16 protein-coding genes are annotated in these 16,313 nt (G+C 46.8%); all 16 read right to left on the minus strand.

Annotated features, from left to right (window positions below):
- Positions 1–13: 13 nt before the first annotated feature.
- The 16 genes from hisH to hprK all read right to left on the minus strand — a co-directional run bounded on the left by hisH (position 14) and on the right by hprK (position 16,247).
- On the minus strand, positions 14–643 hold the full coding sequence (gene hisH, locus E4663_RS13260) for an imidazole glycerol phosphate synthase subunit HisH (protein ID WP_135327963.1): 630 nt from the start codon (positions 641–643) through the stop codon (positions 14–16).
- Between the two features lies 1 nt (position 644).
- Positions 645–1,238, minus strand: coding sequence for an imidazoleglycerol-phosphate dehydratase HisB (gene hisB / locus E4663_RS13265; RefSeq protein WP_135327964.1), 594 nt, complete (start codon positions 1,236–1,238; stop codon positions 645–647).
- Positions 1,235–2,509 (minus strand): histidinol dehydrogenase, encoded by a 1,275-nt coding sequence (gene hisD, locus E4663_RS13270; RefSeq protein WP_135327965.1) that lies wholly within the window; start codon positions 2,507–2,509, stop codon positions 1,235–1,237. Before hisD ends, hisB begins: the two co-directional genes overlap by 4 nt.
- Entirely contained in the window at positions 2,506–3,144 is a 639-nt protein-coding gene (hisG, locus tag E4663_RS13275) for an ATP phosphoribosyltransferase (protein ID WP_135327966.1), read from the minus strand. The genes hisD and hisG overlap by 4 nt, the downstream gene beginning before the upstream one ends.
- The gene (locus E4663_RS13280) at positions 3,137–4,321 is read right to left on the minus strand and encodes an ATP phosphoribosyltransferase regulatory subunit (RefSeq protein WP_135327967.1); all 1,185 of its coding nucleotides are present in this window, start codon (positions 4,319–4,321) and stop codon (positions 3,137–3,139) included. The genes hisG and E4663_RS13280 overlap by 8 nt, the downstream gene beginning before the upstream one ends.
- Before the next feature lie 162 nt (positions 4,322–4,483).
- Positions 4,484–6,139, minus strand: a complete 1,656-nt coding sequence (locus E4663_RS13285; RefSeq protein WP_135327968.1) for an acyl-CoA dehydrogenase family protein — start codon at positions 6,137–6,139, stop codon at positions 4,484–4,486.
- 74 nt (positions 6,140–6,213) lie between these two features.
- A complete protein-coding gene (locus E4663_RS13290) occupies positions 6,214–7,035 on the minus strand; it encodes a hypothetical protein (RefSeq protein WP_135327969.1) in 822 nt (273 codons plus the stop codon).
- A 466-nt stretch (positions 7,036–7,501) separates the two neighbouring features.
- The gene (locus E4663_RS13295; RefSeq protein WP_135327970.1) at positions 7,502–9,169 is read right to left on the minus strand and encodes a glycerol-3-phosphate dehydrogenase/oxidase; all 1,668 of its coding nucleotides are present in this window, start codon (positions 9,167–9,169) and stop codon (positions 7,502–7,504) included.
- A gap of 215 nt (positions 9,170–9,384) precedes the next feature.
- Positions 9,385–10,884, minus strand: a complete 1,500-nt coding sequence (gene glpK / locus E4663_RS13300; RefSeq protein WP_079478220.1) for a glycerol kinase GlpK — start codon at positions 10,882–10,884, stop codon at positions 9,385–9,387.
- Between the two features lie 10 nt (positions 10,885–10,894).
- Positions 10,895–11,698, minus strand: coding sequence for an MIP/aquaporin family protein (locus tag E4663_RS13305; protein WP_135328123.1), 804 nt, complete (start codon positions 11,696–11,698; stop codon positions 10,895–10,897).
- A 112-nt stretch (positions 11,699–11,810) separates the two neighbouring features.
- Positions 11,811–12,356, minus strand: a complete 546-nt coding sequence (locus E4663_RS13310) for a glycerol-3-phosphate responsive antiterminator (protein WP_135327971.1) — start codon at positions 12,354–12,356, stop codon at positions 11,811–11,813.
- Positions 12,347–12,877, minus strand: coding sequence for an acyltransferase (locus tag E4663_RS13315; RefSeq protein ID WP_135327972.1), 531 nt, complete (start codon positions 12,875–12,877; stop codon positions 12,347–12,349). The genes E4663_RS13310 and E4663_RS13315 overlap by 10 nt, the downstream gene beginning before the upstream one ends.
- Before the next feature lie 4 nt (positions 12,878–12,881).
- Entirely contained in the window at positions 12,882–13,520 is a 639-nt protein-coding gene (gene ppaX / locus E4663_RS13320; protein ID WP_135327973.1) for a pyrophosphatase PpaX, read from the minus strand.
- Complete coding sequence (locus tag E4663_RS13325; RefSeq protein ID WP_135327974.1) at positions 13,495–14,448, minus strand: nucleoside recognition domain-containing protein; 954 nt, start codon at positions 14,446–14,448, stop codon at positions 13,495–13,497. Before E4663_RS13325 ends, ppaX begins: the two co-directional genes overlap by 26 nt.
- 14 nt (positions 14,449–14,462) lie before the next feature.
- On the minus strand, positions 14,463–15,299 hold the full coding sequence (gene lgt, locus E4663_RS13330; protein ID WP_079478214.1) for a prolipoprotein diacylglyceryl transferase: 837 nt from the start codon (positions 15,297–15,299) through the stop codon (positions 14,463–14,465).
- A 15-nt stretch (positions 15,300–15,314) separates the two neighbouring features.
- Positions 15,315–16,247 carry an HPr(Ser) kinase/phosphatase gene (gene hprK, locus E4663_RS13335; RefSeq protein WP_079478213.1) on the minus strand — a complete coding sequence of 311 codons (933 nt, stop codon included), beginning with the start codon at positions 16,245–16,247 and terminating at the stop codon, positions 15,315–15,317.
- Positions 16,248–16,313 lie beyond the last annotated feature (66 nt).

The raw sequence follows: 16,313 nt of genomic DNA on the forward strand, positions 1-16,313 counted from the left end.
GATTATCGGCTCCTCACTGTTTGACCATTACTTTGCAAAAATTCTCGAGCAGCTGCATACCAGGTTCTCCACTTTTCTCAGGGTGGAACTGGCTTGCGACCACGTTATCCTGTCCGACAATCGCCGGTACGTCCAAATGATAGTCTGCCGTTGCGTACAGAATACGCTCCTCTTCAGTCTTGGCAACAAACGAGTGGACGAAATAAACGTAGTCCTCTCCCACTCCTTGAAGAAGAGGCTGAGCTTGTTGTTTTATGTTCAATTGGTTCCATCCCATATGCGGCACTTTGTAAGAGCGGCCTTGGTTATCGACTCCAGGGAAACGGACGATCCGACCCGGGAACAATCCGAGCCCTTCGGTTTCCCCGCCTTCTTCGGACGACTCAAATAATAGCTGCATACCGAGACAGATCCCGTAAAGGGGGATACCTTCTGCTACTTTTTGTTTGATGAAAGGAATCAAGCCGTGTTCGTCTAGTGCACGCATCGCATCCGGAAATGCTCCTACACCTGGGAGGATGTATCCATCACACCCTTCCAGATCACTCGGTCGATCTCCTAACTTATACGTTACTTCCAGACGTTCGAGTGCTTTAGAGACGCTGAATAAATTCCCCATGCCATAATCGATGATTCCAATCATGTTATAAACTCCCCTTCGTACTCGGCACCCCTTGGACGCGTGGGTCGATCTGTGTAGCTTCGTCCAAGGCACGAGCAAGCGCCTTAAACATCGCTTCGATAATGTGGTGTGTGTTGTGGCCATGATGCAGAACGATATGTAAATTCATCCGTGCCTCAAGCGCAAACTTCCAGAAAAACTCATGGACATTCTCCGTATCGAACGTTCCGACGCGGTCTTTAGGCAACTCTGCCCGCCACTCCAGGTGCGGCCTGTCGCTTAAGTCTACCGCTACTGTCACGAGCGTTTCATCCATCGGAAGCGTCATCGCCCCATATCGCTTCATTCCGTATTTATCTCCGATTGCTTCACGAAAAGCCTGGCCGAGGACAATCCCGATATCTTCGGTCAAGTGGTGATCATCCACTTCGACATCACCGTGTCCTTTTAAAGTGAGATCGAATAAGCCATGCTTTGTAAACAGCTCGAGCATGTGGCTTAAGAATGGGGTTTGTACATCCAAATCTGCTTTGCCTTGCCCATCAACGGAGAAAGCGAGCTCAATATCGGTTTCTCTTGTTTTCCTTTTCAGTTCTGCTTTACGTTCTTTCGTCATGTCCATCGCTCCTTACGTGATTCGACTGCTCTTGCGTGACCTTCTAAGCCTTCTAACCTGGCAAACCGGGCAATCTTATCCACGTTTTGTTGAAGCGCTTCTCCGCTATAGGAAATCACGCTTGATTTTTTCAAGAAATCATCTACATTCAACGGGCTCGAGAACCGGGCTGTTCCATTCGTCGGAAGGACATGGTTAGGGCCTGCGAAGTAGTCCCCAACCGGCTCACTACTGTAAGGACCTAAGAAAATCGCACCTGCATGCTTGATCTTCGCCAAGCTTTGAAATGGACCTTCACAGATGACTTCCAAGTGTTCTGGCGCAATTTCATTGATTGCATCAATGGCTTCTTGCCACGTATCGCACAACAGAATCATTCCGTAATCTTCCACACTCTGCCTTGCGATTCGTTCGCGCGGCAGCTGTTGAAGCTGGGATTCCACTTCCTCTTGAACCTGTTCGGCAAGATGCTCGCTTGTCGTAACAAGCACACTTGATGAACGCGCATCGTGTTCCGCTTGGGATAAAAGGTCACTTGCGATTTCTCGCGGACGTGCTGTGTCATCAGCCAACACCGCAATTTCACTTGGTCCGGCAATCATATCGATATCCACATCCCCGAACACTTCCCGCTTCGCAAGCGCTACATATACGTTCCCAGGACCCGTGATTTTATCGACAGGAGAGATGCTTTCTGTACCATAAGCAAGAGCAGCTACGGCTTGGGCTCCGCCGATTTTAAAAACATCCGAGACACCGAGAATCCTTGCCGATACAAGAACTCCAGCCGGGACTTTCCCGTCTTCCCCTGGGGGAGTGACCATAACGATCCGCTCGACACCTGCAACTTGGGCCGGAATGATATTCATGAACACCGAAGAGGGATATGCTGCCGTTCCTCCGGGCACATACACACCCGCTGCATCAATCGGCGTAATCTTCTGTCCTAGCATCGTTCCATCCGATGAGGTATCAAACCAAGAAGTCGGTAGCTGTTTTTCGTGGAAACTGCGGATGTTTGCCGCTGCTTCTTCCAAGATTGTAATGAATTCTCCATCCATCGAATCGTAAGCTTCATCAAACTCCTCTTTCGTCACCCTAGGGCTTTCAAGGAGAACCCCGTCGAACTGTTCCGTAAACCTACGAACTGCTTCATCCCCGTTCTCTTTCACTTCCTGAATGATAGACTGAACGGATTTACGTTGTTCTACTGTTCCTTGATCCACACTACGCCTTAGTGAAGGACGATCCGCTTTATTTATGATTTTCATGCGTTGACCTCCTCCATCACTTCACTTAATTTCGACACCATCTCTTCGATTTCTGTGCTCTTCACACGATAACTTACTGGGTTCACAATCAAGCGTGATGTGATATCCTCGATTTTTTCGTATTCGACCAGTCCGTTTTCTTTCAACGTACGACCACTGGATACAATATCTACAATCCGGTCGGCAAGACCGATCAGTGGTGCAAGCTCAATCGATCCGTTAAGCGGGATAATTTCAATCTGTTCCCCTTGCTCCCTGAAGTAGTCGGAAGCGACCTTCGGATATTTAGTCGCGATCTTCGGAGCGATACGACTTAGCGGTTGATCTGGCAGTCCAGCAACCGCTACATAACAAGGGCTGATCTTCAAATCGAGCACTTCATATACATCGCGGTCCTGTTCGAGCAACACATCTTTTCCTGCTATTCCGATATCTGCTGCACCGTACTCCACATATGTGACAACGTCCATCGGCTTTGCCATCATGACGCGTATGTTCTGCTCAGGAAAATCCAAAATCAGCTTGCGAGATTCATCAAGATCTGCACCGAGTTCGTAACCTGCTTTCTGCATTAACTCAGCTGCTTCTTCATAAATCCGTCCTTTGGGCATGGCAATGGTCAATCGTTCACTCATCATCCGCTCCTCCTTCCGCTGTTAAGTCGATGGTTTTAGATAGTTGGTCTTTAAAAGCTGAAACATCCGGGATTTGATCACGGTGCTGTAACAAGACAGAGTGCCCTTGAAGCCTCCACTCTTTGGCTTTCTGAATCCCGTTCGTGTACGTATCATCGTCTACAATGATGCCGATACGATCATCTTCATCCGCTTGTTCACTTAACGCTTCGACAAGTCGTTCCAGATGAATGGCGAACCCGGTAGCTGATGCGTTCAATTGGAAAGAAGGTAGTAGCGCATCGTAACGCCCACCATTACATAACAGAGCTCCAATATTTGGCGCATAGCCTTCGAAGAGGATGCCGGTGTAATAATCCATGTGGCTGATCAAGTTCAAGTCGAACTGTACGAATTGTTCCACACCGTAGTCTTTCAGAAGTCGGAAGAGCTGCTTCAATTCGTTCACAGCCTGCATACACGTTTGATTGCGGGCAAGCGAACGACTCGAGCCGAAGATCTCTTCTCCTCCTCGCAGCGTCAACAGCTGCAATAGAGCTTGCTTCTTATCTTCTGAGACCGGTAGAGTTTTCACCGCTTCCCGGTATCCAACATAATTTTTGCGATATAAGTACTGTAATAACGTTTCCGTCGTTTCTTCGTCTTCGCCTAACACATCACTGAAAAATGCCTTCACAAAACCGATATGGCCGATGGTGATGACGAAGTTCTCAAGACCCGCATCCTGTAATGATTCGACGAGCAATGCGATGACTTCTGCATCGCCGTAGGAGGAATGGTCTCCGATCAATTCCGTTCCGACTTGTTCAAATTGAGCAGGCTTACCTCCTTCTGCTTGCTGCGCGCGAAAGACAGGACCTCCGTAAGCGAGCCGCAGCGGAAATTCAGACTGCTTCAATTGCGAAGCGGCAACTCGAGCAATCGGTGCCGTCATATCTGGACGAAGAACGAGCGTATGCCCTTGCTGATCCAACAGCTTGAACAACTGTTGATCAAGTGTCGCACTCACTTTCCCGACCGTTTCGTGGTATTCCATCAAAGGCGTGTCCATAAACGAATACCCGTAGGACAGAATCGAATCGGACAACCGCTGCCTCGCCTTTTGTTTCTGATTATAGAAAAAAGGAAGCGTATCGCGCATTCCTAATGGTTTTTCGAACATCAATCGTTTCGCCATTCCCATCGACCTCCCGTTAATCCTTTAGCTTGCTAATATGCTAACAAAATAAAGTTATGCCGTCAATCGTCATTCTTTTCTATGTTTCCCTTCTTTTCATTCTCAAAAACAGCATAAAAAAGCGGCTCTCCTTTCTTAGAAAGAGGCCGCTAACTGCTATCTTCACTTCACCGAAACCCCCAACAAATCATCAGCCAATTGAAGAACAAGTGGAACCTCTTGGACCTTATCATTACCATAGTGATGCTGGATATATAACCGGGCTTTCTGTTCCTCCTCCAAGCTTTCTGAAGCTTTCTCTAAAGCAACAGAGGCTTCGAATAATAGCACGAGTCGTTCCGCTATCTTCTTACTGTAATAGGTCTGCGCCCCAGAAGGTTGCTGCAAAATGGATTCGACCCATGCTTCTGCTTCTTCAAGCGACTGATGCACCAACCGCTTCTCCTCTTCTAGTACAGATGCTTGAGAGATCCTCCTCCGAAGGTCTTCAAAAAAACTATGATGTGCCTTTGATTTGTTCAACAACCGTAGCACTTCTAACCCTAATATGTTCGCCGTACCTTCCCAGACGGTAAGCACCTGGGCATCCCTCAATAAGCGAGGAGTCACGAAGTCTTCGATATACCCGTTACCACCGTGCATCTCGATTGCTTCGTGCGTGAAATGGACAGCTTGTTCAGCGGTTTCTTTTTTGATCAGAGCAATTTGTAAGCGTAACAGCATAAACTCATTCGACTGACGGTGTTGCTCTGCCTTCGTCAGCGAATCGAATTGTTCGACCACTTCAAATACTGCACGCGTTTCAAGCTCCTGCTTGACCTTCATATGAACTAGAGTCTCTTTGATCATCGGGTAATCAATGAGAGGCTTCCCAAACGCTTCACGGCCTCTTGCATAGTCTAATGCTTCGGAAAAGGCTCTGCGCATGATGCCTATTGAGGCGACGGCATTACATATTCTTGATAAGTTCAAAGCTTCCATCATGTAATAGAACCCCTGATCAGGTTCCCCTACCAAAAATGCCTTGGCACCGTCGAATTCCACTTCAGCAGACGGAACCGCACGTACTCCCAACTTATCCTTCAGTCTACGGATACGTATTCCGTTCAACGACTGATTTTCCTGACGCCAAGGAACTAGGAATAGACTGAGCCCCTTTGTTCCAGGTGCTGCCTCTTCCATTCTCGCAAGTACCATCGCGACACCACATGCTCCGGCATTACTCGCGAAATATTTTTCTCCAAATATACGATAATGATCGCCTTCACGAACTGCGGTGACCTCGTTCGCTCCGACATCTGACCCTCCCTGACGTTCTGTTAGAAAGGTAGCCCCTTCATACAACTCCACATCTCCTGTGGAAAGGACGTGAGGTAAATAGTTATCCCTTAGTGCCTCGTCAGCGTAATGATCGATCAAGTAAGCGGTAGCCATCGTCAACGTCACCGGGCAGTAGAATCCCGGCTCTGCTTGTGAGAGAAGATAACCTTGCGCAAAGGAGTACACATAATTCCCTCGTTCACCAAGTGTGGGAATGTCTTTATGTATATAGCCGACAATCCCTCTTTGATAGGTATCTGCGACCGTCTTCTTGTACCCTTCATTCAGCCAGACATGAGAAATATCTTCCCCCATCCGGTCATACTTGATCAATTTCGGCTGTCCCTCACGGTCTGTGTGAGCCGCCCGTTCATCAATGTCCGTTGCACATAAGCCCCCGAACTCCTCTAACTCATGACCTGCCCATGCCCAAAATCTTGGAGTGAGCTTCTCCTTCAACAACGCCTGCAGGTTCGTATCATGAGAGAAAAAATTCATTTCTCCACTCCTTATAAGTGAATATGTTAGAAAATTCTAACTTACATTCTACAGGAAATCATCGAATCTATCCATTACATCGAGTCATGAAACTGAATGATAAACATAAATGCGAGCAGCGAGTGTGGCACCTGTTCGTTCCGGTTCCACTCCATTAAAGAGCCAGGTTTACTTTGAAATGACTCTGGCACCTCTGTATTAATGGCCCCTCGCTTCATGACAGCCCAAGCGTTGCCGTCTGCGTCCTTCAGTGTCATATGACCAATGAAGTGATCGCCTTCTGCCACCCACTTCTCTTGACTGTGTTCGATGTATTTATAAATCGTTTGTCCAGTCGTCCTATTTTTTGTACGTGTCGTATAGGCAACATATTCACCTGACGCACGCTTCACATAGCTCCTCCACCCAAAGCCACCTTTTTTCTCGATTAAATAGACCGGCTTCTCCGATTGGTCGTACACCGTGAAATGGGCCGGACGTAACGCACTGTTCGAAGTCCATTGGCTCAGCTTCGTTAATACTTTGTGTGAAGCGTTCAACTGTTCAGAAACATGAGAATAGCTCTGCTCAGAAAAATCATATAAATCCGCTTCAAATTCGCTTGTCGTCTTCATCTGCAAGTACATCTTGCGTGGTAATGATTCTATAAACCCACTCTCTTGGTCGACTCCCAGCTCAACCGGGCCCTTCCCCTTCAGCCAGTCCGAGTACCCTGCCCCTATCAAAGACATTCCCGTTCCAGCCAGCGTGACAAAGAATATAAAATCGAAAATGGAATGGATGGAAAACTTCATAATCATGGCAGTAAGAAAAATTGCCGAACCCAATATCAAACAAATCCCCGTAATCACTTGCTTCTTTCCATCATCCTGTTTCATCGCTTGAACACTTTCCATCTTCCCTCTCACCTCCTACTCTCTATACGTACACTACACGAAAGATGTTTCAAATTTTACCAACACCAAAAAATAAAAAAGACCTCTTATTCTAGAAAGTCTTCAAAAATGTAGAACTTTACACAAAGATTGATTCTGTGATCTTCCTTTTTCCAAGCCTACTCCTCTATTGCAGAGAGGAGTAAAATGTTTTTGCAGCTCTTTCTAAAGGTCAAACAATAGTATCTGGGAGTATAAGAGGTTCATACTTTTTATAGTGAAGGGGTTGGAGAAACGATGAGACTCCTACGGGATAGTAGTACAGTCTGAGACCCCGCAACGACCGAAAGGGAGAGAGGAGGCTCAGCGGACGCCCGTGGAAAGCGAGTCGTTTCTCCAACACCGGAACTCTCTACAATGAAGAACCGACAGGGAAATTCAGTCAACAAGAAAAGGACCCTCTTAACTAGAGGGTCCTTTTACCGAATTAAACGTATTCGATTGGATTCACTGCTTCCTTCATCAGTCTTTCTAATTCTTCCGTGTACTCACGCTTTTGCTCATCACTATAGTTCAATTCTTTCGCCATATAATCGATGACTGCTTCTTTGTGATCACGAACGTACTGGATATTGAAGAATAGTGCAGCTGTACGACGGATGAAGAAATCTACCGGCTTATACGTAAGTTCATGCTCAAGTCCGTAAACGAGCTGAGCGAATACTACCGGATCGATGCCAGCTTCCTTCGCGTCGTCTTGACGGTTCTTATAGATATCGAACACTTTATCGACGTTCGCACCATAAAGTTGCACGAGTTGAGTAGCCTTAGCTTCATCCATTCCCATCGCTGTTCCGATCTGAACGCGTTCAAGTTTGAATTTCTCGAATCCTTTCGATCCGCCTACTTCCCCGCCAGAGATCGGCATGTTCTTCGTTTCTGAGTCAGAATAACGAATACCGTACTCTTCCATGATTTGATCTCGCACTAAATTCACTGCATGCTGGGACATTTTGCGGTAACCTGTCAGCTTACCGCCTGCCATGGAGATAAGGCCGGAATCAGATACGAAAATCTCGTCTTTTCTTGAGATTTCAGAAGGGTCTTTTCCTTCTTCATGGATCAATGGACGGACGCCAGCCCAGCTGGATTCCACCTCGTCAGCTGTCACTTCGACAGTTGGGAACATCATATGAATCGCACCAAGGATATAGTCGCGGTCTTCTTCCGTCATTGTAGGGTGTGCGATTTCACTTTCGTATTTCGTATCCGTTGTACCGACATACGTCTTGCCATCACGCGGGATAGCGAAGATCATACGGCCGTCTGGACTGTCGAAATAGATAGCCTGTTTAAGCGGGAACACACTTTGGTCGAATACAAGGTGAACACCTTTTGTCAGTTGAAGTGTCTTACCTTTTTTGGATCCGTCGATTTCTCTTAAATCGTCTACCCATGGTCCGCCGGCGTTGACAATTTTCTTCGCTTTCACATGATACTGTTCACCAGATACGGTGTCTTCTACTTTTGCACCGACCAATTTACCGTGGTCGTTGTAGATGAAGTCGACCACTTTTGCATAGTTAGTGGATAGAGCACCGTATTCTACTGCCTTTTTCATAACGTCTAGAGTAAGGCGCGCATCATCAGTCTTATACTCCACATAGAAACCGGCACCTTTCAAGCCGTCACGCTTCACAAGCGGTTCACGCTCAATTGCCTCTTCTGGAGAAAACATCGTTCTTCTTTCTGATTTCTTGACACCAGCCAGATAGTCATAGACGCGCAAACCGACGTTTGTAGAAAGAGGGCCGAAGTTACCGCCTTCGTGGAACGGAAGCATCATCCATTCAGGTGTTGTAACGTGAGGACCGTTCTCATATACGATTTCACGCTCTTTCCCTACTTCTGCTACCATTTTCACTTCGAATTGTTTCAAGTAACGCAGTCCACCGTGAACAAGCTTGGTGGAACGACTAGATGTACCAGCTGCGTAATCCTGCATTTCCACAACTGCCGTCTTCATTCCTCGGCTCGCTGCATCCAATGCAATACCGGAACCAGTGATACCTCCACCGATTACCAACACGTCCCACTCTTCTTGAGTGAGCTTTTCAAAATGTTGTTTGCGATCGTAGCTAGAAAATTGTTTCATCTTATATCTCTCCTTCGTAATTTCCGATGGTCTAATACGTTTATTCCCATTATTCCGCACAAGTATGTGCCCAAATGTTTTTTCATGGAGAAATAAAAAAAAGAGACTACGATACACTTCATGCGTGAAAGCATAAAGGTTCGCAGTCTCTCCTTATCTCCGACCAAATATTAACTTGAGTTCATTATATCACTCTTTGGTTGAATGTCAAAAGGTTAGGAGAGCTTAAACACTCTAGCGGCTTCAACGGCTTTCTGCCAGCCTTTATATAAGTCTTTGCTCTTTTCTTCATTCATAACCGGTTCAAATTCTCTTTCCAGCATCCATTGATTGCTGATCGCTTCTCTGTCTTCCCAGAATCCGACCGCAAGACCGGCTAAATAAGCTGCACCTAATGCCGTTGTCTCGTTTACTTGTGGTCTTTCTACCGTTACATCGAGCAGGTCACTTTGGAATTGCATCAGCAAGTTGTTCTTCACAGCACCACCGTCGACCCTCAGTGTCTTCAGCTCGATACCGGAATCCTCGACCATAGAATCGACAACATCTTTCGTTTGGTAAGCGAGGGACTCCAATGTCGCACGGACGAAGTGTGCCTTTTTCGTGCCTCTAGTGATGCCGAATACTGCTCCTCGTGCTTCGCTGTCCCAATAAGGAGTTCCAAGACCAACGAAAGCTGGTACGACGTACACGCCATCTGTAGTCGTCACTTCTCCTGCTATTTCTTCACTCTCTGGTGCACTTTGAATCATTTCCAGTCCATCGCGAAGCCATTGGATCGCGGAACCTGACACAAAGATACTTCCTTCCAGCGCATACTCCACTTTGCCGTCTATTCCCCAGGCAATCGTTGTCAGCAGCCCGTTATCAGACTTAACGGCTTCCTCACCTGTATTCATCAGCATGAAGCCACCGGTGCCATATGTGTTCTTCGCCATTCCTTTTTCAAAGCAGGCTTGTCCGAACAATGCCGCCTGCTGATCTCCAGCGATTCCTGCAATCGGTACTTCCTGACCGAAGAAGTGGTAGTCGACTGTATGCGCATACACTTCCGACGACGGTTTCACTTCTGGAAGCATACTCTTAGGCACGCCAAGGTGATCTAACAGCTCATCGTCCCATTTCAGATCGAAAATGTTATACATCAAGGTACGGGAAGCATTGGAATAGTCCGTTACATGTGCTTGTTTACCAGACAATTTGTAAATCAGCCAAGTATCGATCGTACCGAACATCAAGTCGCCGTTTTCCGCTTTTTCACGAGCTCCATCTACATTGTCGAGAATCCATTTCACCTTTGTTCCGGCGAAATACGGATCCAGTAATAAGCCCGTTTTATCGCGGAAGGTATCCTCAAGTCCTTGCTCCTTCAGTTCATTACAAATAGATTGCGTTTGGCGGGATTGCCATACGATCGCTTTGTAAATCGGCTTTCCGGTATTACGGTCCCATACGACTGTCGTCTCGCGCTGGTTCGTTATCCCGATTCCGTCCACTTGTTTGGCTTCTACATCCGCTTTTCTCAGCACATCTGCAATACAAGCTAGAACAGAAGTCCAAATCTCATTGGCATCGTGTTCGACCCAGCCTGGTTTAGGAAAGTATTGTTCGAATTCTTTTTGTCCTGTTTCTATAATCTCACCGTCATGATCAAACAAAATCGCTCTTGAACTCGTCGTTCCTTGGTCAATCGATAGAATGTATTTTCCCATCATTTCCACTCCTTTATGTTGGTATACTTGCTTTTCTAAGCTCTTTTCGCAATGAAGACAATAGTATGGCAAGAACAACAATTGTTCCTAGCCAGAACCAGACATTCGGGCTTGCTTCAAATATAGCTTGATAAAACAGCCCACCGTAAATGCCTCCGATAGCAGGACCTAATACAGGAATCCAAGAATAACCCCAGTCAGATCCCCCTTTTCCCGGAATAGGCAGAACAGCATGAGCTATTCTCGGTCCAAGATCCCGAGCAGGGTTGATAGCATAACCTGTAGTAGAACCGAGTGACATCCCGATCGCGACGATCAATAAGCCGACAATCAATGGATTGAGTCCTTCCGTAAACTCATTCGCCCCGATAAACAGTATGCCCATAACTAGAACGAACGTGCCGATCATTTCGCTGACAAGGTTTGAAACCGGGCTTCGGATGGCTGGATCTGTACAGAAAATCGATTTGATTGCCAATTGATCCTCTGTGTCTTTCCAGTGAGGTAGATAATGAAAGTAGACGATTGTTGCACCGACGAACGCTCCAATCATTTGAGCAGTGATATACAATGGTACATCAGCCCATGGGAAGTCACCGACTGTAGCAAGGCCGAGTGTAACAGCCGGGTTGATATGAGCACCTGTCACACCTTTAACCGCATAGACCCCCATTGCAACAGCAAGTCCCCAGGCAATCGTGATCAATACCCAGCTTCCCTCTGCCTTCGTATTTTTCAAGTTCGCCCCGGCGATAACGCCTCCACCGAGGATGATCAAGATCATCGTACCTATTAATTCCCCCATGAACTCACTCATGTGGTGAGGAACCCCTTTCCTATCCGGATCGAGTAGTACGAAAAAAGCCACACAGTCTTAAGCTGTGTGGCTTCTGCTTCCCTTCACGAAAACCGTGTATGTAGCATCGGCTTTAGAATGGCCATAATTCTGAACGTGAAGTGGTAATGGCAGAAGCCCCGGAATCTAGTGCCTGAGACACCTCTTCTGGTTTTCTGACTAAGCCACCTGCAATGACAGGGACGCCAACTCGATCCTTAATCTCAGTTATCATACCCGGCAATACGCCTGGCAAAACTTCCACAAAGTCCGGTTGGGTCTTCTGAATAATGCTCACGTTGTGTTCTACGGCTTGGCTGTCGATTAGAAAAAGACGTTGAATAGATAGGATTTGGTGTTTCTTCGCGCGCTTGATCACATGGGCTCGAGTCGAAATGATACCGTCCGGCTTCACTTCCTGACCGATATATTCCATCCCGTACTCATCGGCCTTAAGCCCTTGAACCAGGTCGATATGGATCCATACTTTCTTTCCTGCCTTCTGCCCGACTTTCACTAACTTCCGAATCAGACCTAAACGGCTTTCTAGAAGGATGATATATTCTGTATCTCTATCAAGAAGCGTTTCAAAGTCTTTCACTGATTTGACAGCAGGTAATATGGTTTGGTTCAGCTCCATACATCGCCCTCCTCTTGTTTAGACCGCTGTTCCATCTCCTCTTTCGTGTAGATGATCTTCATCGGATTCCCACCAGCAAAAACGCCAGGAGGAACGTCTTTATGAACAAGCGTTCCAGCAGAAACAATGGCACCATCCCCGATGTTCACACCAGGCAGAATCGTCGTGTTCGCACCGATCATCACTTCATCCCCGATCGAGACATCCCCTAATCGGTATTCTTTGATCAAGTACTCGTGGGCGAGGATCGTGGTATTGTATCCGATTACTGTGTTGCGCCCCACCTGAATGCGTTCCGGGAACATAATATCGAGCATGACCATCAAGGCGAATGCCGTTTGGTCCCCGACCTTCATCCGCAAAAACGTACGGTACATCCAATTTTTCATTTTCAAAAAAGGAGTATAGCGGGCAAGTTGGATGACAAGGAAGTTCTTCATCACTTTCACAAAAGGCACAGTCTTATAAATGTGCCAGAGCGAATTGGCCCCTTTGACGGGATAACGCTCCGTATTTCTCATGGTCTCATCTCCCTGTGATTTTGAGAAGATCGCTCATGTGCTCAAGCATATAATCCGGTTGCAGACGCTCCAGCACTTCTCGGCCTTTCACCGTCCAAGCAACGCCAGCGGTTTCTGTTCCCGCGTTTTCTCCTGCTTCGATATCATGAGTGTTATCTCCCACCATCATCGCCTCTTCAGGTGTCGAGTCCAACAAAGAAAGGGCCGTCTGGATCGGTTCAGGATGAGGTTTTGCATGAGTGACATCATCTAACGTGACAACTGTTTCAAACATCCCGTCCAAATCGGTCCATTCAAGTCCCATATTGACCGTGTGGCGCATCTTCGTCGTGACGATTCCAAGCTTGTAACCATCAGACTTCAACTGACGAATGGTATCCACCACACCATCATACGCTTTGACATACTCGTTATGGTGTTCGACATTATGCTTCCGGTAGGTCTCCACCATTTCTTCCACATGGTCTTTGTTGATCTTGCTCAAACTCTCTTTAAGCGGAGGCCCGATAAAGTCGAGAATCTCTTCGCGCGTGTAATCTCGATCGCTATACTGCTCGATTGTATGTTGAAATGAAGCGATGATTAATTCGTTTGTATCAATTAATGTTCCGTCTAAATCAAAGAGAATGGTACGAATGCTCATTGGTGACTTCCTTTCTATGTTGAAATTTGTTCCATATGAATCCGACAGTGGCAGTTAAGACGATGGCCGTCACCAAACGGATCGCTAACAATGGCCAAACAGGTATGCCAAGCGGAATGAAAATCAGTGTATCTTCCACGACTGCGTGGCAGGAAACGAGAAAGAGAATCGCCAAGTACATATCTTTTCTCGATACTCCGTCCTCTTCTACAGCCTGGATCATGAGACCGGCACCATACGCTAAGCCGATCGTGAGACCAGCTACCAACGTCATCGATGTGTTCCGCTCCATTCCGAGGAACCTCGTCGCCGGTGCCACCCACTTAGAGAAAAGGTCCAACCAGCCTTTTTCACGAAGATATTGCATTACGATCATCAATGGTATGACAATCAGAGCGAGTTGGATGACCGCCATAAGTGCTGTCTGAAGGGCATGTGTAATGATATCGAACCACCCGTTTGGATTTGCGACCTTCTCTGGTGCAAACCCGTATTGGGCAATTTCATTACCGCCTTTCCAGAACAAATTAATAAGAAACGCCGAAACTAAGGCGAGAGTCAATCGCACTCCAGCTACAAACCACCAACTCACTCCCACCCGTTTCGCGACGGTCGATTCAATCAACAAGTTGTGGGAGAACGACATCATGATGGCCAAAATAAATACCTCTTTGACGGTAAAGTCGAACGTGAGAATGGCTGCAATCCCGGCATATAAGTTGAGAAAATTCCCGATAACGAGCGGAACGGTAGCTTCACCGGAAAGACCGATCCAGCTCATCACAGGTTCCAACCATTCCATTACAAAAGATAGAAAAGGGGTGAATTGAAGGATCGTCACGATCAGTGTGACAGGGAAGATCACTTTCCCTAACGTCCATGTCAAATCAAGTCCCTTCTTCCCTCCTCTTAGTATGATCCCTTTCATGATGATATTCTCCTCTATTTCACTTTCTTCCCGTTATAGTAACGATCCGCATATCCTGCCTTACGACGATAGTACATCACAGCTAATGACAGTACGACGAGTATGATTGAAATGAACTGCGCTGTACGGATTTCACCGAACAAGTACAGGCTGTCTGTACGCATGCCTTCAATGAAGAAGCGTCCGACAGAATACCAGATGACATAGCTTAAGAATACATCGCCTCGACGAGGATTGAACTTGTGACGCAATACTAGCAATAGTACAAATCCTAAGATGTTCCACACCGATTCATATAGGAAGGTCGGATGGTACATCGTCCCACCGATACACATTTGTCGGTTGATGAATTCCGGTAAGTATTGCATGTAGTTGTTATAGAATGCTTCCGAAACAGGACCACCATGCGCTTCCTGGTTCATGAAGTTCCCCCAGCGTCCGATGGCTTGACCAAGAATGATACTTGGCGCCGCGATATCGGCGATCTGCCAGAAGGAGATGTTGCGGACTTTTGTATAAATGTAGGCCGTCAATACGGATCCGATCAAGGCACCATGAATGGCGATACCTCCTTGCCATACAGCAAACACATCCCACCATGGACCTTCTCCAATGTAACGATCCCACTCGAAAATGACGTAGTACAAGCGTGCGCAAATGATTGCAGCAGGAATCGCGTAAACTACGATATCTATCATATAATCCTTTTTCAGCCCGAGTCTTTCCGTTTCCTTCGTTGCAATCAGCAACCCGAGAAAAGCACCAGTCGCAATGATCAGTCCATACCAATAGATAGATATGGGACCTAACTGTAGGAATACCCGGTCTAAGGCTTCCGTTGAACAGGACATCGATTTGTCCCTCCTTTACGTGTTCTGTTGATCTTGATCGATCACTTTCGTTAGTCGTTCTGAGAATTCTTCTGCAGCATTTACTCCCATACGCTTCAGACGGAAGTTCATCGCCGCCACTTCGATGATGACAGCTAGGTTACGTCCTGGTCGTACTGGAATCGTAGCTTGAGGAACATCTACATCCATGATCTTCATCGTTTCTTCTTCAAGTCCTAAGCGGTCATACTGCTTGTTTTTCTCCCACAGTTCAAGGTTGATGACAAGCGTAATCCGTTTATAACTACGAACCGCTCCAGCACCGAACAGCGTCATCACATTGATGATCCCTAGTCCACGAATCTCAAGCAAGTGCTCGATTAAAGGCGGGCTGTTCCCGATCAATGTATCATAATCCTCTTGGCGGATTTCAACACTGTCATCCGCTACGAGACGGTGACCACGCTTCACAAGTTCAAGCGCCGTTTCACTCTTACCGACGCCACTTTGACCGGTGATCAACACACCGATACCGTATATATCGACAAGTACACCGTGAATCGCTGTGAAAGGTGCGAATTTCGTCTCTAAAAAGTTCGTCAGACGGCTGATGACGCGCGTCGTCTTATAAGGCGACAACATCAACGGCACACCGGCATCTCTTGCTGCTTCCCGCAATTCAGTAGGAATATCCATGCCACGGGTAATCACAATGCCCGGCGTCACATCTGTACACAACTTAGCCGCGCGATCTTCCCGATCTTCCTTCCCAAGCTCATTGAAATAAGACATCTCCGTTTTCCCAAGCAGCTGCAAGCGCTCCTTCGGGTAAAACTTGAAGTAACCGGTCATTTCTACACCTGGTCTTGAAATATCACTTGTATGTATTTCACGGTGAATACCATCCTCACCAGCTACTAGTTCTAATGCGAATTGTTCAAGTAAATCTTCCGTTCGGACCTTACTCATCCTGTTTGCCTCCTTGATATTCGTCAATCACTAGCCCCTATTGTAGCACATTTTCCAAATCGAACT

Origin of the sequence: Halobacillus salinus (assembly GCF_004684905.1) — a bacterium.
Lineage (GTDB): Bacteria > Bacillota > Bacilli > Bacillales > Halobacillaceae > Halobacillus > Halobacillus salinus.

Bases quoted from the DNA above. Each gene is read 5' to 3' on its own strand.
- E4663_RS13310 (WP_135327971.1), bottom strand. From the start codon at position 12,356: ATGGAGCTGAACCAAACCATATTACCTGCTGTCAAATCAGTGAAAGAC.
- ppaX (WP_135327973.1), bottom strand. From the start codon at position 13,520: ATGAGCATTCGTACCATTCTCTTTGATTTAGACGGAACATTAATTGAT.
- hisG (WP_135327966.1), bottom strand. From the start codon at position 3,144: ATGAGTGAACGATTGACCATTGCCATGCCCAAAGGACGGATTTATGAA.
- E4663_RS13290 (WP_135327969.1), bottom strand. From the start codon at position 7,035: ATGGAAAGTGTTCAAGCGATGAAACAGGATGATGGAAAGAAGCAAGTG.
- hisD (WP_135327965.1), bottom strand. From the start codon at position 2,509: ATGAAAATCATAAATAAAGCGGATCGTCCTTCACTAAGGCGTAGTGTG.
- E4663_RS13315 (WP_135327972.1), bottom strand. From the start codon at position 12,877: ATGAGAAATACGGAGCGTTATCCCGTCAAAGGGGCCAATTCGCTCTGG.
- hisB (WP_135327964.1), bottom strand. From the start codon at position 1,238: ATGACGAAAGAACGTAAAGCAGAACTGAAAAGGAAAACAAGAGAAACC.
- E4663_RS13305 (WP_135328123.1), bottom strand. From the start codon at position 11,698: ATGAGTGAGTTCATGGGGGAATTAATAGGTACGATGATCTTGATCATC.
- hprK (WP_079478213.1), bottom strand. From the start codon at position 16,247: ATGAGTAAGGTCCGAACGGAAGATTTACTTGAACAATTCGCATTAGAA.
- hisH (WP_135327963.1), bottom strand. From the start codon at position 643: ATGATTGGAATCATCGATTATGGCATGGGGAATTTATTCAGCGTCTCT.
- E4663_RS13280 (WP_135327967.1), bottom strand. From the start codon at position 4,321: ATGGCGAAACGATTGATGTTCGAAAAACCATTAGGAATGCGCGATACG.
- glpK (WP_079478220.1), bottom strand. From the start codon at position 10,884: ATGATGGGAAAATACATTCTATCGATTGACCAAGGAACGACGAGTTCA.
- E4663_RS13325 (WP_135327974.1), bottom strand. From the start codon at position 14,448: ATGAAAGGGATCATACTAAGAGGAGGGAAGAAGGGACTTGATTTGACA.
- E4663_RS13285 (WP_135327968.1), bottom strand. From the start codon at position 6,139: ATGAATTTTTTCTCTCATGATACGAACCTGCAGGCGTTGTTGAAGGAG.
- lgt (WP_079478214.1), bottom strand. From the start codon at position 15,299: ATGTCCTGTTCAACGGAAGCCTTAGACCGGGTATTCCTACAGTTAGGT.
- E4663_RS13295 (WP_135327970.1), bottom strand. From the start codon at position 9,169: ATGAAACAATTTTCTAGCTACGATCGCAAACAACATTTTGAAAAGCTC.